The 18915-nt window shown below is 55.3% G+C and carries 21 protein-coding genes; 1 reads left to right on the top strand and 20 read right to left on the bottom strand.

Translation table 11 applies throughout. From position 1 onward, the window contains the following. From glpX to yajC, 9 genes are all read right to left on the bottom strand, one after another. Positions 1-963 (bottom strand): class II fructose-bisphosphatase, encoded by a 963-nt coding sequence (gene glpX / locus ACOOGA_RS17785; protein ID WP_417461916.1) that lies wholly within the window; start codon positions 961-963, stop codon positions 1-3. Positions 964-979: 16 nt separating this feature from the next. After that, positions 980-2284 (bottom strand): homoserine dehydrogenase, encoded by a 1305-nt coding sequence (locus tag ACOOGA_RS17780; RefSeq protein WP_417461917.1) that lies wholly within the window; start codon positions 2282-2284, stop codon positions 980-982. 40 nt (positions 2285-2324) lie between these two features. Continuing rightward, entirely contained in the window at positions 2325-3548 is a 1224-nt protein-coding gene (locus ACOOGA_RS17775; protein ID WP_417461918.1) for an LL-diaminopimelate aminotransferase, read from the bottom strand. A gap of 260 nt (positions 3549-3808) precedes the next feature. Next, positions 3809-4354 (bottom strand): hypothetical protein, encoded by a 546-nt coding sequence (locus tag ACOOGA_RS17770; RefSeq protein ID WP_417461919.1) that lies wholly within the window; start codon positions 4352-4354, stop codon positions 3809-3811. A 149-nt stretch (positions 4355-4503) separates the two neighbouring features. Further along, a complete protein-coding gene (locus tag ACOOGA_RS17765; RefSeq protein WP_417461920.1) occupies positions 4504-5400 on the bottom strand; it encodes a hypothetical protein in 897 nt (298 codons plus the stop codon). Positions 5401-5550: 150 nt separating this feature from the next. Next, entirely contained in the window at positions 5551-5958 is a 408-nt protein-coding gene (locus ACOOGA_RS17760) for an Mth938-like domain-containing protein (protein ID WP_417461921.1), read from the bottom strand. A gap of 6 nt (positions 5959-5964) precedes the next feature. Next, entirely contained in the window at positions 5965-6945 is a 981-nt protein-coding gene (gene secF, locus ACOOGA_RS17755) for a protein translocase subunit SecF (RefSeq protein ID WP_417461922.1), read from the bottom strand. Between the two features lie 13 nt (positions 6946-6958). Further along, positions 6959-8566 (bottom strand): protein translocase subunit SecD, encoded by a 1608-nt coding sequence (gene secD / locus ACOOGA_RS17750; RefSeq protein ID WP_417461923.1) that lies wholly within the window; start codon positions 8564-8566, stop codon positions 6959-6961. 51 nt (positions 8567-8617) lie between these two features. Then, complete coding sequence (gene yajC / locus ACOOGA_RS17745) at positions 8618-8962, bottom strand: preprotein translocase subunit YajC (RefSeq protein WP_417461924.1); 345 nt, start codon at positions 8960-8962, stop codon at positions 8618-8620. Positions 8963-9109: 147 nt separating this feature from the next. Here yajC and ACOOGA_RS17740 point away from each other — a divergent pair, with 147 nt between their 5' ends. Then, on the top strand, positions 9110-9985 hold the full coding sequence (locus ACOOGA_RS17740) for an ATP-binding protein (RefSeq protein WP_417461925.1): 876 nt from the start codon (positions 9110-9112) through the stop codon (positions 9983-9985). Here the strand turns inward: ACOOGA_RS17740 and ACOOGA_RS17735 are convergent. The 11 genes from ACOOGA_RS17735 to ACOOGA_RS17685 form a co-directional block, all read right to left on the bottom strand. Continuing rightward, positions 9982-11034: a peptidoglycan DD-metalloendopeptidase family protein gene (locus tag ACOOGA_RS17735; protein WP_420429138.1), complete on the bottom strand. Its 1053-nt coding sequence runs from the start codon at positions 11032-11034 to the stop codon at positions 9982-9984. The genes ACOOGA_RS17740 and ACOOGA_RS17735 overlap by 4 nt on opposite strands. A gap of 64 nt (positions 11035-11098) precedes the next feature. After that, on the bottom strand, positions 11099-11881 hold the full coding sequence (surE, locus tag ACOOGA_RS17730; RefSeq protein ID WP_417461927.1) for a 5'/3'-nucleotidase SurE: 783 nt from the start codon (positions 11879-11881) through the stop codon (positions 11099-11101). Positions 11882-11902: 21 nt separating this feature from the next. Beyond that, positions 11903-13180, bottom strand: a complete 1278-nt coding sequence (gene serS, locus ACOOGA_RS17725; RefSeq protein ID WP_417461928.1) for a serine--tRNA ligase — start codon at positions 13178-13180, stop codon at positions 11903-11905. A gap of 24 nt (positions 13181-13204) precedes the next feature. Beyond that, positions 13205-14047, bottom strand: coding sequence for a twin-arginine translocase subunit TatC (tatC, locus tag ACOOGA_RS17720; RefSeq protein ID WP_417461929.1), 843 nt, complete (start codon positions 14045-14047; stop codon positions 13205-13207). Then, a complete protein-coding gene (tatB, locus tag ACOOGA_RS17715; protein ID WP_417461930.1) occupies positions 14044-14451 on the bottom strand; it encodes a Sec-independent protein translocase protein TatB in 408 nt (135 codons plus the stop codon). The genes tatC and tatB overlap by 4 nt, the downstream gene beginning before the upstream one ends. Positions 14452-14489: 38 nt before the next feature. Continuing rightward, the gene (locus ACOOGA_RS17710; protein ID WP_417461931.1) at positions 14490-14732 is read right to left on the bottom strand and encodes a twin-arginine translocase TatA/TatE family subunit; all 243 of its coding nucleotides are present in this window, start codon (positions 14730-14732) and stop codon (positions 14490-14492) included. Between the two features lie 91 nt (positions 14733-14823). Further along, positions 14824-15588 carry an SMC-Scp complex subunit ScpB gene (gene scpB / locus ACOOGA_RS17705; protein WP_417461932.1) on the bottom strand — a complete coding sequence of 255 codons (765 nt, stop codon included), beginning with the start codon at positions 15586-15588 and terminating at the stop codon, positions 14824-14826. 5 nt (positions 15589-15593) lie between these two features. Next, positions 15594-16406: a segregation and condensation protein A gene (locus ACOOGA_RS17700; RefSeq protein WP_417461933.1), complete on the bottom strand. Its 813-nt coding sequence runs from the start codon at positions 16404-16406 to the stop codon at positions 15594-15596. Then, positions 16406-17050, bottom strand: coding sequence for a site-2 protease family protein (locus ACOOGA_RS17695; protein ID WP_417462121.1), 645 nt, complete (start codon positions 17048-17050; stop codon positions 16406-16408). The genes ACOOGA_RS17700 and ACOOGA_RS17695 overlap by 1 nt, the downstream gene beginning before the upstream one ends. 44 nt (positions 17051-17094) lie before the next feature. Then, a complete protein-coding gene (gene nagZ, locus ACOOGA_RS17690; protein ID WP_417461934.1) occupies positions 17095-18102 on the bottom strand; it encodes a beta-N-acetylhexosaminidase in 1008 nt (335 codons plus the stop codon). Between the two features lie 11 nt (positions 18103-18113). Next, complete coding sequence (locus ACOOGA_RS17685; RefSeq protein WP_417461935.1) at positions 18114-18914, bottom strand: SPOR domain-containing protein; 801 nt, start codon at positions 18912-18914, stop codon at positions 18114-18116. Position 18915 lies beyond the last annotated feature (1 nt).

Raw genomic sequence — 18915 nt, 5'->3', positions numbered from 1 at the left:
TTATTGCCGACCGTCCAGCCCATGGGTTGCCTGAACGCGGCGAATTGTCTTGGTTTTTGACCGCATGGTGATGGTGTCGGTAGTGTAACCCGCCGCAGTACGGTGCACGCCCTTGAGCATGGAACCGTCCGTTACACCGGTCGCAGCAAAGATCACATCGCCGGAGGCCATGTCTTCCATGGCGTATTTGCGGTTCAGGTCCTCAATGCCCCATTTGGCAGCACGAGCGCGTTCATCGTCGTTGCGGAACAACAGACGGCCTTGCATCTGGCCACCAATGCAGCGAAGCGCCGCAGCAGCCAGAACACCTTCCGGCGCGCCGCCTGACCCCATGTAAAGGTCAATGCCCGTCGCTTCATCGGTGGTTGCGATCACGCCGGCAACGTCACCGTCACCAATAAGCGCAACACCGCAGCCAAGCGCGCGCAGCTCTTTAATCAGAGCTGCATGGCGTGGGCGGTCAAGCACACAAACAGTTATTTCATCGATGGGCCTGCCTTTGGCTTCAGCCACCGCACGAACATTGTCAGACGGGCTTTTATCCAGATCAATCACACCTTGTGGCAAACCACCGCCAACGGCGATCTTGTCCATATACACGTCCGGCGCGTTAAGAAGGCCGCCTTCAGCAGAGATAGCAAGAACCGCAAGCGCGTTTGGCATTGCCTTCGCGCAGATTGTGGTGCCCTCAAGCGGGTCCAGCGCGATATCAACCTTTGGGCCACCCGCGCCGACTTTTTCACCAATGTAAAGCATTGGCGCTTCGTCGCGCTCGCCCTCACCAATCACGACGGTACCGTCGATTGGTAGTATATTGAAAGCCTTGCGCATGGCCTCAACGGCAGCGGCGTCAGCCGCCTTTTCATCGCCGCGACCAGTCCACTTGCTCGCAGCAATAGCGCCTGCTTCGGTCACGCGAACCACCTCGAGAACCAAGATGCGGTTCAGATCCTGTGACGACATAAGATAGTTCCCCTTGTTAAGCTTCTATTCTTAGCATTGCCGGGGTCTCTAGCACACATTCCAGTTCAGTGAAACGCTCAAGTGCCGATGCAACAGAAGCTTCAACAACCTCGTGGGTTGTCATGATGATATATACACCACCATCGGATGCACGACCACGCTGCAGCATGCTCTCAATGGAGACCTGCTCTTCGGCCAAAATCTTGGTGATATCGGCCATCACGCCGTGGCGGTCTTCAACCCGAAGGCGTAAATAATAGGTGCCGCGATGCTTGGATACAGGCACAGGCGTCGCGACAGCAAGGTCACCCGCCGGGATACCAAGCCGAGGGCCGCCCTGCCCTCGCGCCACGTCAATAATATCAGCCATGACGGCAGATGCCGTTGGGCCTTCACCTGCGCCAGGGCCTTCATAAACTGTTTGGCCCACAAAATCGCCCTGCACAACCACGGCATTGATGGCGTCCATCACATTCGCGAGTGGCGCCGAAATTGGCACCATTGCAGGGTGCACGCGGGTTTCAATGCCCTCGCTCGTTTGTTGCACCACACCTAGAAGCTTGATCCGATAACCCAGCTCTTTTGCGTATTCGATATCAACTGGCGCGATATTGCGGATGCCTTCGGTTGGCAAATGCTCGATATCGGGTTCCGTACCAAACGCAAGCGCGGCCAGAATGGCAGTTTTATGCGCTGTATCGATACCGTCGATATCAAAGGTTGGGTCTGCTTCCGCATACCCCAGCTGTTGTGCGTCCTTAAGCACTACATCAAAGTCGAGGCCCTCACGCTCCATACGGGTGAGGATATAGTTGCAGGTGCCATTAAGAATACCGCGTACGCTTGTGACACCGTTACCGGCCAAGCCTTCCCTCAGCGCCTTGATGATCGGGATACCACCAGCAACCGCTGCTTCAAAGCGGAGGTCTGCGCCAGTTTTCTCAGCCAAGGCAGCCAGTTCTTTACCGTGCGTGGCAATAAGCGCCTTATTGGCAGTGACAAGGCTGATGCCGTTACCGAGTGCTTCACGGGCAAGGGCAAGCGCCGGGCCGTCAGACCCGCCAATAAGCTCAACAATGACGTTGATGCCGGTGTCGCTTGCAGCCATATCAACAGCGTTATCGAACCATGTGTAGGACGAGAGGTCCACGCCCCGGTCACGGCTTCTATCCCGCGCGGAAACACCACCAATCGTGATACTGCGGCCTGAACGCGCAGCCAAAAGGCCTGCGTGTTTTTCAAGGATTTTGATGACACCGCCACCAACGGTGCCAAGCCCCGCAATACCAAGGACAATGTCCTGCCCGTCCGTCAAACGCATACTTATCTCCACTCTTGCGCACACCCGTGTGCGCGAACCATTACTTTGATTTCTGTTTAGCACGCCAATCGGCGATCAGCTCATCTTTGCGGGACATGAATTTCTTAATATTGCGAATAGCCTGCCTGATGCGGTGTTCATTTTCCACGAGGCCGATACGCACAAAACCTTCGCCGTATTCACCAAAACCCACGCCCGGTGAAAGCGACACCTTGGCTTCGGTAAGCAGAAGCTTGGAGAAATCCATCGACCCCATTTCTTTAAACTCATCAGGGATCGGCGCCCAGGCGAACATGCTTGCCTTAGGGCTCGGGATTTCCCAGCCCGCAGCGGCAAGGCCTTCAACAAGCACGTCGCGGCGCTTTTTATAAGTTTGACGGTGCAGCTCGATACAGTCCTGCGGGCCGTTAAGCGCCGCCACAGCCGCCACCTGAATGGGCGTGAACGCGCCATAGTCCAGATAGCTTTTAACCCGTGTGAGCGCCGCCACAAGGTCTTTATTGCCTGCGCCAAAACCGACACGCCACCCCGCCATGGAATATGTTTTTGAAAGGCTGGTGAACTCAATCGCGATATCCTTCGCGCCCTTGACCTGAAGGATGGAGGGCGGCGGGTTATCATCGAAATAGATTTCACAGTAGGCGAGGTCAGAGAGGATCCAGATGCCCTGCTTTTTACAGAAATCCACAACCTCTTCATAAAAAGCGAGGTCTACCACCTCTGCGGTCGGGTTGCCGGGGTAGCAGAGGATTACAGCCGTTGGCGTTGGCACGCTGTGCTGTACTGCGTACTTGAGCTCCGTCAGGAAATCATGGCCTGGACCCATAGGCAAATGGCGCACCGCAGCCCCTGCGATCATGAAACCATAAGGGTGGATCGGGAAGCTCGGGTTCGGCACCAGGATCACATCGCCCGGCGTGGTAATAGCAGACGCGAGGTTCGCCAAGCCTTCCTTGGAGCCAAGCGTGACCACATTCTCCGTTTCCGGGTCGATATCCACACCAAAACGGTGCTTGTAATAAGCCGCGTGAGCGCGCCGGAGCCCCGGAATACCACGGGAAACCGAATAGCCGTGGGCGGTCGGGTTATCCACAGTTTCCTTGAGCTTGTCGACAATGTGCTGGGGTGTTGGCAGGTCCGGGTTACCCATGCCTAGATCAATGATATCCTCGCCACGCGCTCGTGCCGCCGCTTTCATCTGGTTTACTTCAGCAAACAGATAAGGCGGTAGGCGACGGATACGGTAAAAGTCTTGCGTGCTCATGATAAGGTTTGATCCAGAATAGGTTTACAATAAAAGCTCAGTGAGATGGCTGTGCCATCAAGGGCCTAGCTCTAAGCGATAAAACGCGGGGACGCAACGCCCTTACGCAATCATCGAAATGATTTCCGCAACGTTTAAGTAATACTATTGCGTCACATAGGCATAATCTAAGCTGAGGGTGCAGAATCCGCTGAATTCACGCAAAAAGAAACCGGGAAAAACCCGGTTTTCTTTTAATCTATAGCGTGATTGGGGTGTGACTAGTGGCGCAATGCCTCTTGCGCACGCTTCAGGGCTTTTTCCGCCTGCATCAGCGCCTTGCGGCTGTGCTGGTTTTTCACCTCAGCGATTCGCGCTTTAAGGTGATGACGCCGCGCCTCTATGGCCGCATGGGCTCCTTCAAGCGCTTCTTTCTGCGCCACTTGCACATTGCTACGGGAAGCTATTTTGAGTTCGATGTCAGGCATAGTCATCGCGAAGGGTGCAATGGCTGCTTCAACCTGTGCTTCAATCTGGTCGAAATCAAGCTGGCTGATCGCTGCCTCAGCCATGTGGAAGTTATGCTCAAACTCAATCTGCATGCCTTCAACACGGGCTTCCAGCGCCTGTCGGGATTCCTCACACTGGCCACCATTACTATGCTGCTGTGTGTCCGCTGGCCCCAGATCAGCCACCTGCGTTGGCTCGTCCGCCATGTCCAGCACCATGGAACCAACACCGTCAAACGATGTAAGCTGCTCTCCGGCGAACGAAGAACCTCCAACGATGGCTGTGGTTGCAAGGGCAATAAGGGCTAAGGGTTTCATTGCTATTTCCCGGTAGCTTTGAGTAGCGTGCAGGATGCTACATTATCACACAAAGCTCAAGCAGCTTTTGAACTAAACAACTTCACAAAAGTGCGAGGAGGCAAGACCTCACCGGTCTGCCTCCCTGCTTCAACATGCTGCTGGCGCACTTACTCAGGCTCGACGTCTTCCGCTGAAGCCTTCGCACGCCGCTCAGCCAGCCGCTGTTCAAGACGTTCCCGCTCCCGCTTCAGATGTTCCTCCGCCTGGCGAAGCCCTTCAAGCTGTTGCTCCTCCATCTGGTCCAGCGACCGCGCGGCGTGGTCAAGGTCAATCACGTGGCGCTCACGCGCTTCCGCATCAAACTCAAACTCAAGTTCGATATCTTCAAAAGCCTCGCGGATATCTTCACGCGCCTCAATAAGGTCTTCTTTCAGTTCAATACGAATGCGGCCAAGATCACCGACCTGCTCTTCCATATCCTTAAGCGCGCCTTCCATCGCATCAATCTCGATACGGCGGATTTCAGCGTGGGAGGGACCCGCATAAGCGTATGTCATGTGGCTACGCTTGTTCTTAAGCGCCTCAAGGGCTGTCTCAAGGCCGTCTTTCGCGGCTTCAAGCGCGCGCTTCTCTTCCTTCTTGCGGGCCTTCTCGAGCCGTGCGTTTACTTTCTCAAGCGCTTGCTTCGTTTCAAGGATAGCCTTCTGGCGTTCTTCATCAACATGCACACTGACGTGTTTCTGAATTTCAATCTTCTCACCGCCTTTACCGTCACGAAGAACGGTCCCTGGGCCACCCGAGCGGATCACACGGATTTTCTTTTTCTCGACCTTTTTTTCTTCCGCCTTCCCGACTTTTTCCTCATTGTCAAAGGCCACCATGGCACCACTGTTGCCTGCAACCATGATGGTAGAGAGGGAAAGGCCTGCGATAAGGGCTATGCGCCGCTTCATTGAGGACGTCTGTTTTGTTGTGTCAGTGATCGGTGTTGGCATCATAATCTCCGTTACTTCCGGCCAGTTTGCGGCCTTATCCTGTTGCTGTCGGATGCGCTGATGCTTCATGCCAGCGCTTATCACGTTCTTGTGAACATGAGACTGCGCCTATTGGCCCGCAAGCGGAAGACGATATCGACAAACAGGTAGGAAACTGCGGCGAACAGCAGGGAGCTGAGACGAAACGAGATGTCTGTGCGGCGAACGAAGGATGATCAATCAGTCGACAGGCAGCAGAAGGGCCGCAACCTGCCGCCCTTCAATCAGCAGCACGTTATAGGTACGGGCAGCCGCACCCGTATCCATCACGTCATAGCCAATGCCCTCGCCTTCAAGATAGCTCCTGAAGGCTGAGGGGACGAGCTGCATCTTCTCACCCGTCCCGATCAGGATCAGCTCCGGTTTCTTCGCCGCCCCTGTCGCTTTGACAACGTCGGCGGCAGAAAGCCTCTGCACGTCGCTGGCTTCAATGGGGTAAAAGCCAGTGGGCAGGACCATGACCCCGCCCTCAACCCTGCGACCAAGCAGGCGAAAGCCTCCATCTCCGTAACCATCCACCAAAAGCAGATCGTCACGCGATTGCGCTTCAAGGGATACGCCGCCGGATGTGAAGCTTTTACCCGCCATGCTGCCCTACATTTGCTCGAACGGGTTTGTAGGGCGTGACTTGTCAACCGTTGGGTCAGCCTTGTCAGGCTCATTAATCATCGCTTCACGGCGAAGGTCAAAGCTGAGAAGTAGCGGTGACGCCACAAAGATCGAGCTATATGTCCCGATAACAACACCCCAGATCATCGCAGCCGTGAAGCCCTGTATGACAGCACCGCCAAGGAAGTAGAGAGCAAACAGCGCCAGAAGCGTGGTCAATGAGGTCATCAGCGTGCGGCTGAGAGTTTGGTTCAAGGACAGGTTGATCAGTTCTTCAAGCGGAAGCTTACGGTATTTGCGGATGTTCTCGCGAATACGGTCATAAACAACCACCGTATCGTTGAGGCTGTACCCAACAATGGTCAGAAGTGCTGCGATAATTGAGAGGTTGAACTCAAGTCGCGTCACGGCAAAAAAACCAACTGTCAGCAACACATCGTGCACAAGAGCAACCACTGCACCAAGGCCGAACTGCCACTCAAACCGGAACCAGATGTAGATCAACACCATGATAACGGCGATGGATACCGCGAGCGTACCGTCGCGCTTCAACTCGCCTGACACCACTGGCCCAACGATATTTTCCTGCCGGAAAGTAACACCTGGCACGGCTTCCGTAAGCGCTTCACGCACTTTCACCATAGCGGCAGATTGCGCTTCCTCATCACCCGGCTGGCGTTCAACCCGCACAAGCGCTTCAGACGCATCGCCATATTCCTTGACAGACACATTGCCGAGCCCTAGGGCACTTGCAGTTTCCCGCACGGTTGCAAGCGGCACTGCGCTGCGGTCTTGCATGCCAATCTCAATGGCGATACCACCCTTAAAATCGATGCCATAGTTCAGGCTGTTGACCGCAAAGAGAGCGATTGAAGCCAGAATCAGCAGGCCTGAGATTGCAAAAGCAATCTTGCGCGGCTTCATGAAAGCGATTTTGGTATTCTCTGGAACCAGACGTAAAAGCATGATCCGCTCTCCCTTAAATTGGTAGGCGAGCAGGCTGTGCCCGCTTCAGCCAGGTTGAGAGGATAAACCGGGTCAACACCACGGCAGTGAACATGGACGTCAGAATACCAATCGCCAGCGTCACGGCAAAGCCCTGCACGGGGCCTGTGCCCAGCATGTAAAGCACAGCTGCGGCAATGAAAGTGGTGATGTTGGCATCCATAATGGTTGAAAGCGCTTCACCATAACCGTGCTCCATCGCACCAAATGGCTTGCGCCCGTTGGATTGCTCTTCCCTGATGCGTTCAAAGACCAGCACGTTGGCATCAACGGCCATACCGATGGTCAGCACAATACCTGCAATACCTGGCAGCGTAAGCGTCGCCTGGAACATGCTAAGGGCCCCCATAATCAGCACGAGGTTGGTGATAAGTGCAATGTTCGCCGCAATACCGAAGCCGCCATAAGCCAGCAACATGAAGAGGATCACACCCGCGAAACCAACGGTTGCCGCCCATTCCCCTGCTGCAATCGAATCTGAACCAAGGTCTGGGCCAACTGTGCGCTGTTCCATCACGGTCAGCGGTACGGGTAGTGCGCCAGCTTTCAAAAGCGTTGCAAGTTCTTGTGCTTCAGCAGCATTGCCAACACCTGTGATCTGACCCTGCCCGCCCATGATGGCAGATTGGATTGTTGGTGCCGAAATAACAGAGTTATCAAGCACAATAGCAAAAGGACGACCGATATTATCGCGTGTGTGGTTACCAAAGCGCCGCGCGCCAGACGTATTGAACGTAAACGCAACGGCCGGGCGACCATTCTGGTCAAACGCAGCTTTTGCATCTGTCAGGTCATCGCCAGAGACAATCACGCGTTCCTTGATCACAACAGAGCCGGGACCATCTGACATCGGCACAGCACGCTCGCGCGGGCCAAGGCGGCCACGGGCCATGTCTTCAGGGCTTACGTTAGTATTCACATCATGAAACGTGAGCTTCGCGGTTTTACCAATGAGGCGTTTGATCTCTTCAGGGTCGCTGGCACCGGGCACTTCAAGGATGATGCGGTCATTGCCTTGCGGCTGCAGCGTGATCTCTTTGGTGCCGTCAGGGTCTACACGCTTGCGGATAACTTCCATCGCGCGAGCAATGGCATCACGCTTTTGAACTTCGATACCGGCATCAGTGAGCGTCAGGCGGAACTCAAGGCCTTCATTCTCCATCTCGATCTCTTCAACGCCACCCCCCATAAGTGGGTTCGTTGCGCCAACAGAATTCTGGGTAAGGGGCCGCAGTTCCTTACGGGCCTCTTCAACCTGATCTTCTCGGGTAACCTCAAAGACAACCGAATGACCAACCGTACGCACGTTGCGGAAGTTCAGCGACCTGACAGACCGGCGAATATCCCGCACCTGATCAGCAAGGTTATTGAGCCTTGTATCCACAACGTCCTGCGTTTCCGCCCCCAAAAGCAGATAAACACCACCTTGAAGATCAAGGCCGAGGCTTAGCGTTTTTGATGGCAGGAAGTCAGGCAGCCCGGTGCGCTGTTCTTCAGTTAAAAAGTTCGGCAGAGCGGCCAATATGCCAAACAGGCATACGGCTGCGATCATCAGCACTTTCCAGCGTGGAAAGGTCAACATGCGGCATCCCCTAACAAGAGCGCCCGAAACCTTAGGCTCCGGGCTGCTGTATTACTTCTTTTCTTCGGTCTTTGCCGGTTCGCTTTTGGAGCGAACGTCCGTCAGCGTGCTTTTCACAACGCGCACCCGCACGCCGTCTGCAAGCTCAACTTCAATCTCGTTGTCGTCCTTGACCTTGGTTACCTTAGCGATAAGGCCGCCTGCGGTCACAACCGTATCGCCACGGCTGACATTGTTCACCATCTCACGGTGCGCTTTCATTTTTTTGTTTTGCGGACGGAGAATCAAGAACCAGAACACAGCAATGATCAAAACAAACGGCAGAAAGCTCTCAAGCATGCCGGGTTGTTGTGGTGCCGCACTGGTTGCCTGTGCGAAAACTGGTGAGAAGAACATGTGACAAACCTCTTAAGTAACGTGGCTCCCTCGGCCACCGGGTAATTTCGTTGCCGGGACTATAGCTTCATTGCCTTCAAATGCAACAATCACCATGGTATCAAGCCAAACCTAGATGGGTCCATGAGCAAAAGGATACAAGGGTCAATGGCCACCGAGCAAGACAGCACCAAACTGATCGCCGCAATTGAACGGCTGACAGACGCCCTTGAGGCACAGGGAAACAAGGCAAAAAACTTGCGCCAACCTCTTGATTCAGCTGACGCTTTTGTCTTTGAGGCAGACGGCATGTACCTGCGTGCCATAAACCGGGTTTCTGCGCCAGACCTTGTCCTCCTTAAGGGCATAGACCGCGCGAAACGTACCCTACTTGATAACACCCGGCGTTTTGCCGCAGGCGCTTCCGCAAATAATGCCCTTCTATGGGGTGCGCGCGGCATGGGCAAATCAACGCTTATCAAGGCCGTGCATGCAGTTGCGGTCGCTGACAGCGTCGCGGCGGCACCCGCGCTTGTAGAAATCCACCGTGAGGATATCGCGGCCCTACCCGGCCTGCTTACCCAGCTCCGCGACGCGGACCGCAATTTCATCGTGTTTTGTGATGACCTCTCATTCAACAACCCGGATCAGGACTTCAAGGCACTGAAGTCTGTGCTAGAGGGCGGGCTTGAAGGCAGGCCCGACAATGTGATTTTTTACGCAACCTCAAACCGCCGCCACCTGCTGCCTCGCTCCATGATGGAACAGGAAGGTGCCACCGGCATTCACCCAAACGAATCAATGGATGAAACCATCGCGCTTTCTGACCGCTTTGGCCTGTGGCTGGGCTTTCACCCTTGTGACCAGGCCGAGTACCTGGAGATGATCGAAGGATATCTTGCGGCGTTTGACCTTAAAGGAAACGTTGACTGGCGCCCAGCCGCCCTTGAATGGGCCAAAACACGCGGGAACAGGTCTGGCAGGACAGCGTGGCAATTTGTCGTGGGTGTAGCGGGTGAGCTTGGAAAGCGTGTGCGGTTTTAAGGCGATGCAGCTGCACTCATGCGCTGAAGATATCGCAGAGGATCAAGGGCTTGCCGACCTTTTCTGATCTCAAAATGCAACTGTGGTTCGCTAACACCACCTGTGTTGCCAACCCGCGCGATCACCTGCCCTTTGGTGACCTGTTGGCCCTGACGAACCAGCAAACGTTCATTATGAGCATAAGCTGTGATCCAACCGCCTGAGTGCTTAACTAGAAGCAGGTTACCATACCCCTGAAGCGCGTTGGAGGCGTATACAACCACGCCTGCGTCTGACGCTTTAACCGGCGTACCCTGACGGGCGATGATGTTGATGCCGTCGTTATGAAGGCCGTCCTGCTTGGGGCCATAGCGTGATGCCAGCTTGCCTGACACGGGCCAGTCAAACCCGCTTGAGGACCGCGGCGGCGGTGTTGCGCGCGGCACAGAACGCCCCCTATTTGGTGTCGAGGTCACGACAGTCGGGTTCACAGACGCCGTTGTTACCCCTCCTCCAGCGCCTCCCGGCAGCCTGAGGGTTTGCCCAATCGCCAGTGTGTACGGTGGCCTGATCTGATTCTCTTGCATCAATGCCGACACGGTCACACCATACCGGCGGGAGATGCTGTAGCCCGTTTCACCCTTCGCTACCGTGTGTACCCGCGCGCTGGGTACACTCAGCCGTTGCCCTACCGCGAGCGTGTACGGCGATTTAAGGCCATTCGCCGCCACTAGCGTGCGCAGCGGCACGTCATATCGGCGGGATAGGGAATAAAGCGTCTCTCCCTTGCGCACGATATGGCTGCCGGCTGATGAGCTGCTGCTGGACGGTGCTACACTCACGGGCGCTGGCGAACGCGGCGTGGTTGATGCATAGCGGGCTGGTGGTCTGGGTTTCACCTTTGGCCAGGGAATAGGCCGTGGGGCATTGCGCACAAAACTTACGGCGGGGATATCAGCGGGTGGTATTGTCCGGTAACCGCTGGAGCATGCGGAAAGAATAAGCGTCGCTCCCACCCCTAGCGCGATGGACGCCAAACACTGCCGCTTTTTTGATCCTCCGCCCGTCATATCTTGAAGATAGCTTCATGCCCTTTGTTCGGCAATACGCCAATGCTATTTTATAACGCGTTTTTTAAAGCGCGCCGTCCACAATACCCAGCATTGTGCGCCGTGTTTCATGGTGTGTGAGGTCAAGGTGCAGCGGGGTCACGGAGATATAACTCTCCCTGATCGCCTTGAGGTCCGTCTCATGCCCTGGCACACCCACTTCGCGCCCAAGACCAAACCAGTAATAAGTGAACCCGCGCGGATCGACGCGTTCGTCAATATTGGTGCCGGTGAGCTCCCTAAGCCCTTGTTCCGTTACCTTGACACCTTTCACCTCCTCCGGCGCAACGGCGGGGAAATTCACGTTCATCAACACATTTTCCGGCCAACCACTTTCAAGCAACCGGCGAATGACCTCCGGGGCATGTTTTTCGGCGGTTTCCCATTTGGTGCGGGTATCCGGCCGCGTGCATTGGCTAAGCGCAATCGACGGCACACCTGCGAGTTGACCTTCCATCGCAACCGAGACCGTGCCTGAATAGGTTACATCCTCGGCCATGTTCCCGCCCCGGTTAACCCCAGAGAGGATCAGTGTCGGCTTATTGTCTTGCATGATCTTGTTGACGGCCATCATCACACAGTCGGTGGGTGTGCCGGACACGGCCCAGCGCTTCTCGCTCAGTTCCCGGAGCCGAAGCACACGAGAAAGCGTGAGTGAGTGCCCTGAGCCTGATTGCTCTTCTTCGGGGGCCACCACCCAAACGTCATCACTGAACTGCCGGGCAATGCGTTCAAGCACCTCAAGGCCCGGCGCATTGATACCGTCATCGTTGGAGACAAGAATACGTGCTGCAGAAATAGCTGCCATAACAACCGCCTTACGTTAATTTCAGGCGCCGATAACCTCTAGGCCGCCCATATAGGGTTTCAGGACTTCCGGCACACGAATGCTGCCGTCAGCCTGCTGATAGTTTTCCATCACCGCAATCAACGTGCGGCCAATAGCGAGACCGGAACCATTGAGCGTGTGCACGAAGCGCGTTTGTTTCTCAGCCTTCGGCCGGCACCGCATTTTCATGCGCCGTGCCTGAAAATCACCACAGGTGGAACAGCTTGAGATTTCGCGGTAACGGCCCTGGCCCGGCAGCCATACCTCGATATCATAGGTGCGGCGCGCACCAAAACCGATGTCGCCAGTGCAAAGCTTGACCGTACGGAACGGTATATCGAGGCGCTTGAGCACCTCTTCCGCGCAGCCTGTCATGCGCTCCAGCTCTTCATCGGATTTGTCTTCGGTTGTCACCGTGACCATCTCGACCTTCTCAAACTGGTGCTGACGGATCATGCCGCGTGTGTCGCGCCCCGCAGACCCCGCTTCCGCTCGGAAACACTGGCTATGCGCCGTGAAACGCAGCGGCAGGTCTTCCTCATCCAGAATTTCGCCGGAATGCAGGTTCGTGAGCGTCACCTCTGAGGTTGGGATCAACCAGTGATCGGTGGTGGTTTTAAACGCATCATCGCCAAATTTTGGTAACTGCCCTGTGCCCAAAAGCGCTGTATCGCGCACCATGGCAGGGGTGATAACCTCGGTATACCCATGTTCACCCGTGTGCAGGTCGAGCATAAACTGCCCAAGCGCGCGGGAAAGCCGCGCCACACCGGCGGAAAGCACCACAAAGCGCGAGCCTGAAAGCTTGGCCGCGCGCTCAAAGTCCATCATGCCAAGGGCTTCACCAAGGTCGAAATGCTCTCTCGGTTCAAAATCGAAACTTGCAGGCGTGCCCCATGTACGCACTTCAACGTTTTCGTTTTCGTCCGCCCCGTCCGGCACATCGTCATACACCATGTTCGGCAGGCTCATCAGAAGCGTGTGCAACACCTCACCCGTGGTGCGCTCTTCTTCTTCAAGCTCTGACAAACGGGTCTTGAGGCCGGAAACTTCATCCATCAGCGCCTGTGCTTCTTCTTCATTGCCCTGCCCTTTGGCGCGGCCAATCAGTTTCGAAGCTTCGTTGCGGCGCGCCTGAGCTGACTGCGCTTCGGTCAGAAGCGCACGGTGCTTGGCGTCAAGCTCAACAATCTCACTTGCGCGCGGCTCTTCCCCACGGCGTTTGAGCGCCGCGTCAAAAGCTTCTGGGTTTTCACGGATGAATTTCAGGTCAAACATTAGGACTCTCGGTTTATTGAGGGCTCAGCTCGCCTCGTCTTCCAAGGCTTCAGCTTTCGCTTTTTTCTTTTCTGTCGCTGCAATCAGCAGGATGGAAATCTCATACAGGAGCAGTATGGGAATGCCAAGAGCGATCTGGCTAATTGGGTCAGGCGGCGTGAGGAAAGCTGCGGTCAGGAACGTGCCCACAACCATATAGCGGCGCTTGGCCCGCAGTGATTCTGCCGACACTATACCAACCCGCCCCATGAGCGTCAGGGCGACAGGCAAGAGGAACGCGGCGCCAAAACCAAAGATCATCTGCATCACAAGGGAGAGATATTCGCTTACCCGTGCTTCCGCCGTGATGGCAATAGCCCCGGCCCCACCAGCTTGCTCAAAGCTCAGCAGAAACTGCCAAGCCCATGGGATAACAAGGAAATAGGCAAGTGAAGCGCCCATGGCGAAAAGAATGGGCGTTGCCACAAGAAACGGCAGGAATGCTTTTTTCTCGTCCCGGTACAGGCCCGGCGCAACAAATTTCCAAAGCTGCAATGCCAACAGCGGGAAGGTAACGATAAAGGCCCCGTATAAAGCCACCTTCAGGTTAACGGCAAAACCTTCCATCAACCCTGTGAAGATCATGCGCGCGTTCTCGTTCCCCGCCTGCGCTTCCATATAGGGGCGTGCGAGGATCTGGAATATCTCCGCCGAGAAATACACACCAATACCAAAGGTGATTGCCATGCCGATCAGTACCTTGATCAGGCGGCCGCGAAGCTCGTTCAAATGATCAAGCAGCGGCGCGCGGCTGGCTTCTACCTCGTCTTCGTCCGTGATATCCGGCTTGCCGGGGACTTCACCACCAAGCTGTTCCGGGGTCATCATGCCTTTGGCTCCCCATCTTTAGTGGTTTTTTTAGTGGTTTTCGGCTTTTCATCACCCACCATTTTCGGGGTCTTTTGGTCTTTTGGGGAGGCTTTTTTGGCCACTTTCATGGCTTCTTCCGCTTCCTCAGCTTCCCGATTTTTCATAATGTGATTGGTGATCTCTTCAGGGCTCATGCCCGGGCGCAAGCCTTCTTTGTCTTTCAGGTCCCGAAACGGGTCTGTCTCGCGCTCAGCTTCCGCAGCCAATTGCTCAACGCCCTGTCGGAACTCAGCCGATAGCTCACGCATACGGCGGACAAGCCCGCCGATCGTGCGCAAAAGCTTGGGCAGCTCTTTAGGACCGACAACAACAAGTGCCAGCACAGCGACGACAAAAAGCTCCATCGCACCGATATCAAACATGAATACGGACTCCCGACCTCAGAACTGATGGTGCTGGTTTACGCGTCAGTTTTGTCTTTTTCTTGTTCAGCTGTTTTGACAACTTCGCCGTCGATGGTTTTTTTATCTTCCACAGCTTTTGGCGCTTCATCTTCAGGCGCGTCCATGCCTTCCTTGAGGCCTTTGCGGAAGCTTGTGATGCCTTGTGCAACATCACCCATCAGGCCGGAAATCTTGCCACGGCCAAACAAAAGCACAATCAACAGCACTACCAGTGCAATTTGCAACCAACCCGGAAACATCGTTCTATTCTCCCTCTCGCCGCCAAACAGTCGGCGTTTATGTTGTTTTGGCTTGTATCATTATCTGGGAAGCCCCGCCAGCCATGACAAGTCACGGCTCGGTGCGCTCATCCTCAGTGTCACCATCAATATCTTCAAACTCGTCTTCCTGAGGCTCAGACTGCTCCGCGCGCTCAGACATGGCGATGGCTTCCTCAAGGTCTATCTGACCCTGGGCCTCCTCAAGCGCCTTGGCTGGGTCTGGCATGCCACCCATTTTATCAAGCGCCACATCAACGCTATCCAGAAGCCCGGCTGCTTTCAGCTCCTGCACCCCCGGCAGGTCCTTGATCGTCTCAATGCCAAAATGCACCAGGAAATCTTCCGTTGTGCCATAAGTAACAGGTCGGCCCGGTGTGCGTTTACGGCCCATCATGCGCGCCCAGCCTGCTTCCATCAGCACATCAAGCGTGCCCTTGGAGATGGAAACACCTCTGATCTCTTCAATTTCCGCCCGTGTAACAGGCTGGTGGTAAGCGATGATAGCCATCGTTTCCACCGCAGCGCGGGACAGTTTGCGCGGTTCGTCCACCTCACGACGCAGCAGGAAAGACAGGTCCTCTGCGGTGCGGAACATAAACTTGCCCGCCACCTGCACGATATTGACACCCGCGTGCGCATACGCGTCCCGCAGGTCTTCAATGTGGGCTGCAACGTCAACACCTTCAGGCAGCCGTTCAGCAATATCCTCAATTGAGAGCGGGTTCTCACTCGCAAACAAAATAGCTTCCACCATACGGCGGTGCTGGATCGCCAGTTCCGGGCTAACAGCTTGTGCCTCTGCGGCCTGAGTTTCTGTAGTTTCGGTTTGTAACATGATCTTCAGTCGTTCTTGTTATCGTTTGCCCCGGTTCCGTCGTCCTGCACACGCTGGCGCAGGTAGATGGGGCCGAAGGTTTCCATTTGTCTCAGGTCCGCCTGCCCTGCTTTTGCAAGCTCGAGCGAGGCTGCGAACATGCTCGCAAGCGCAGAACGCCGCAGCCTGTCGTCTTTCAAATTATTTGGCAGAAAGGTCGAAAGCGTAGACCACGTAAAAGCGTCCCCGATCAAGCCCGATAGTCGCTCAATAGCATCCTCAAGCGAATAGATGGGCCGCCGCTCAATTCTTATCTCTGTAATCGAATGACGCTGGCGGTTATCAGCATACGCGCGTAACAACTCATAGAGCGTAACGTCATAGCTGCCTTTTTTAAGGAGCTTGAGGCCTTCAGGCTTGCCGCGGCGGAACACGTCGCGCCCCATCCGGTCGCGCGCCATAAGGCGGGCCCCTGCTTCACGCATCGCCTCAAGGCGCTGGAGGCGAAGCTGCAGACGGAAGGCCAGTTCCTCAGCGGATGGCTCTTCATCATCATCTTCCTTAGGCAGCAACAGGCGAGATTTAAGGTACGCAAGCCACGCCGCCATCACCAGATAATCTGCCGCAAGCTCAAGCTTCAGTTTCTTAGCGGCCGCAACAAATTCAAGGAACTGCTCAACAAGCTCGAGGATCGAGATTTGGGTGAGATCCACCTTCTGTGCCCGTGCAAGCGTAAGAAGCACATCAAGAGGCCCCTCGAACCCTTCCATCTGGAGAACGAGCTGGTCAGGGTCATGGCCCTGGGGTGTTACACCTTTAATGTCTTCTTCAAATTCCATTACACCGGCACACCAACCAAGCTCACAACAAGATCGGTCATGAAGAATGTTGGCACAAGGATTATCTCTTTCGCGAGGATGATAATACCCATCAGGATGAAAAAGCCATAGGGTGCAATCGAGCGATAGCTTTTTGCGGCCTCATGGGGCAGGAACTGCTCAACAACTCCGCCACCATCAAGCGGCGGAATCGGCAGAAGGTTAAACACCATAAACAGACAGTTCATGAAGATGCCGTAGTACATGGTGTTGGTAATCCAGTCAGCGCCAGTGGCGCCAAAGCCGATAGAGAACCGCAGCACATAAGCGCAAAAGAAGGCCACCACAAGGTTGCCGAACGGGCCCGCAAGCGCCACAATTACCATATCACGGCGCGTATTCTTAAAATACCGAGGCTGAATAGGCACCGGCTTTGCGTAGCCGATCAGGAACGGCAGGCTCGCGAGAACCGCAACCAGCGGAATGATAACCGTGCCCACTTTATCAACGTGCACCAAGGGGTTCAGGGACAATCGCCCCTGCGACTTGGCTGTACTGTCACCCAGGGCGTTGGCCGCAAACGCGTGCCCCGCTTCATGCAACGTAACCGCCAGCAAAAACGGCAATGCCATGATGCTGAGCAGGTGCATTTTATCCGCCATCATATCCAACAAGGATTGGTCCTCTTAACTTGTGCCCTTAGTGTGGCTTAGAATTTTTCCATCAATGTGTCATAGCGCGCGCGCAGGTCGGCGCGGTTTGGCATAGGCTTTTGATCTGCCTCAGATATGAGAGAAGCGATACGTTTCTCAAGCTTTCCTGAGATGGGATGCGCCGCGCTTGCGATAGTCTGCATTTCATCAAGTTTGCCATTGCAATGCAGTACCAGATCACAGCCTGCTGCGAACGAGTTACGGGTGAGTGTTTCAAAATCACCTGACAGCGCCTTCATGGACAGATCATCTGACATCAAAATGCCGCTGAAGCCAAATTTCATGCGGATAACACGGCCAATCACCACTCTGGATAACGTTGCCGGTGCTTTGGGGTCGATAGCGCTATATTTGATATGCGCTGTCATGCCGAAGGGCGCGTCGTTGATAGCACGAAACGGCACAAAATCTGTTTTATCCAGCTCCGCAACCGGCGTGTCTACAACGGGCAGCTCGAGATGACTGTCCACAGTTGCGCGGCCGTGCCCCGGCAGGTGTTTGATCACCGGCAGCACGCCAGTGTCCATCAGGGCATCAACCACAATGCGGCCAAACGCCGCCACAAGGTCAGGATCGCGAGAGAAAGCACGGTCACCCACAATGGGGTCGGCGTCATCGCGCATGACATCAAGCACAGGCAGGCAGTCCACATTCACGCCAACACGCCTGAGGTCATCCGCGATCAAGCGGCAATTGAGCCGAAGTGCGCTCGCCGCAAGGGTCGGGTCTTTTTTTGCCATGTTGCCGAACACTGCCATCGGTGGATATTTCCGCCAGTTCGGCTCGGTCATGCGCTGCACGCGGCCACCTTCCTGATCAATCAGGATAGGAACTTTGTGGCGGCCAACCGCTTTTTTGAGGTCAGCTACCAGCGCCCTGATCTGATCAGGCTCCACACAGTTCCGCCTAAAGAGAATGAAACCGGCTGGCTTCACGCGCTCAAAAAAGCCGCGCTCTTCTTTCGTAAGCACTGGGCCTGAGCAGCCAAAAATGACAGGGATCATCTATTCGACCTTCAAGGGTTTACAACAATACAGGCTTGTTGCTGCGCGCGCAGGCCAAGGCAAACTTCATCAGCCGCAGCGCGTGTCTCAAGCAGACCCACACGAAGGCGGTATAGCGTACGGTCACCGGTTTTCACGGCTTCATAGCTTGGGCTAAGGCCTGAGAGGAAATTGCTGAACTTGCCGCGCACCGCGCGCCACGCTTTCTCTGCAGATTCTTCCGAGCCATAAGCACCAAGCTGAACCTTGAAGCCCGTGCTCGCGGTTGCTTTCGCAGGTGTAGGCTTGGTTGCTTCAGGCTTTTTTTCAGCTTTCGGCTGCGGTTTTGGCGCTGGCGTTTCAGCTTTGGCAGTTGGGGCGTTTTCTGTGACCTGCGCCGCGATATCTCCGATAGGGTCTTCAGCGTCAGCCAACTCTTCTTCCTCAGGCAGCGCTTCAAGCGGTTCTTCCGGCTGCGGCGCAAGAGTTACCTCGCTTGAGGAATCCTGCGTGCCGTTTGCACGTTCAAACACCTGCTTGTCCTGATACGGCACGTCCATACCGCCAGGGTCTGTCGGTTTTTCACGAATGGGGTTGGTATCCGCCGTGATATGCCGCGGTGCCTCGTCGGAACTCCCGTCATAAAGCGAAAAGATAACCGCAACAAAAAGCGCCACCACAGTCACAGCAACAGCGGCTGCTACCCACATGCGTTTACCGGCAAGGAAACCAACGGGTTCTTCCTCTTCCGGTACGGGCTGCAGCCAAGGCGGAATATCCTTCTCCGCTGTCAAAGGCTCTCTATTTGGTGTGTTTTTGTCATTGTCGGCCATG

It is taken from the genome of Kordiimonas sp., assembly GCF_965216265.1.
Classification (GTDB): domain Bacteria; phylum Pseudomonadota; class Alphaproteobacteria; order Sphingomonadales; family Kordiimonadaceae; genus Kordiimonas.
Note: the sequence above shows the minus strand (reverse complement) of the source record. Positions and strands in the feature narration are given on the sequence as shown.

Coding starts and splice junctions, on each gene's coding strand:
- ACOOGA_RS17695 (WP_417462121.1), bottom strand. CDS start 17,050: ATGATGGCGGATAAAATGCACCTGCTCAGCATCATGGCATTGCCGTTT.
- ACOOGA_RS17760 (WP_417461921.1), bottom strand. CDS start 5,958: ATGGCGGGTAAAAGCTTCACATCCGGCGGCGTATCCCTTGAAGCGCAA.
- ACOOGA_RS17735 (WP_420429138.1), bottom strand. CDS start 11,034: ATGACGGGCGGAGGATCAAAAAAGCGGCAGTGTTTGGCGTCCATCGCG.
- glpX (WP_417461916.1), bottom strand. CDS start 963: ATGTCGTCACAGGATCTGAACCGCATCTTGGTTCTCGAGGTGGTTCGC.
- surE (WP_417461927.1), bottom strand. CDS start 11,881: ATGGCAGCTATTTCTGCAGCACGTATTCTTGTCTCCAACGATGACGGT.
- yajC (WP_417461924.1), bottom strand. CDS start 8,962: ATGTTCTTCTCACCAGTTTTCGCACAGGCAACCAGTGCGGCACCACAA.
- secF (WP_417461922.1), bottom strand. CDS start 6,945: ATGCTTTTACGTCTGGTTCCAGAGAATACCAAAATCGCTTTCATGAAG.
- ACOOGA_RS17775 (WP_417461918.1), bottom strand. CDS start 3,548: ATGAGCACGCAAGACTTTTACCGTATCCGTCGCCTACCGCCTTATCTG.
- ACOOGA_RS17685 (WP_417461935.1), bottom strand. CDS start 18,914: ATGGCCGACAATGACAAAAACACACCAAATAGAGAGCCTTTGACAGCG.
- tatB (WP_417461930.1), bottom strand. CDS start 14,451: ATGTTTGATATCGGTGCGATGGAGCTTTTTGTCGTCGCTGTGCTGGCA.
- secD (WP_417461923.1), bottom strand. CDS start 8,566: ATGTTGACCTTTCCACGCTGGAAAGTGCTGATGATCGCAGCCGTATGC.
- ACOOGA_RS17765 (WP_417461920.1), bottom strand. CDS start 5,400: ATGAAGCATCAGCGCATCCGACAGCAACAGGATAAGGCCGCAAACTGG.
- ACOOGA_RS17700 (WP_417461933.1), bottom strand. CDS start 16,406: ATGGAATTTGAAGAAGACATTAAAGGTGTAACACCCCAGGGCCATGAC.
- ACOOGA_RS17740 (WP_417461925.1), top strand. CDS start 9,110: ATGGCCACCGAGCAAGACAGCACCAAACTGATCGCCGCAATTGAACGG.
- serS (WP_417461928.1), bottom strand. CDS start 13,180: ATGTTTGACCTGAAATTCATCCGTGAAAACCCAGAAGCTTTTGACGCG.
- scpB (WP_417461932.1), bottom strand. CDS start 15,588: ATGTTACAAACCGAAACTACAGAAACTCAGGCCGCAGAGGCACAAGCT.
- ACOOGA_RS17770 (WP_417461919.1), bottom strand. CDS start 4,354: ATGAAACCCTTAGCCCTTATTGCCCTTGCAACCACAGCCATCGTTGGA.
- ACOOGA_RS17780 (WP_417461917.1), bottom strand. CDS start 2,284: ATGCGTTTGACGGACGGGCAGGACATTGTCCTTGGTATTGCGGGGCTT.
- ACOOGA_RS17710 (WP_417461931.1), bottom strand. CDS start 14,732: ATGTTTCCGGGTTGGTTGCAAATTGCACTGGTAGTGCTGTTGATTGTG.
- tatC (WP_417461929.1), bottom strand. CDS start 14,047: ATGATGACCCCGGAACAGCTTGGTGGTGAAGTCCCCGGCAAGCCGGAT.
- nagZ (WP_417461934.1), bottom strand. CDS start 18,102: ATGATCCCTGTCATTTTTGGCTGCTCAGGCCCAGTGCTTACGAAAGAA.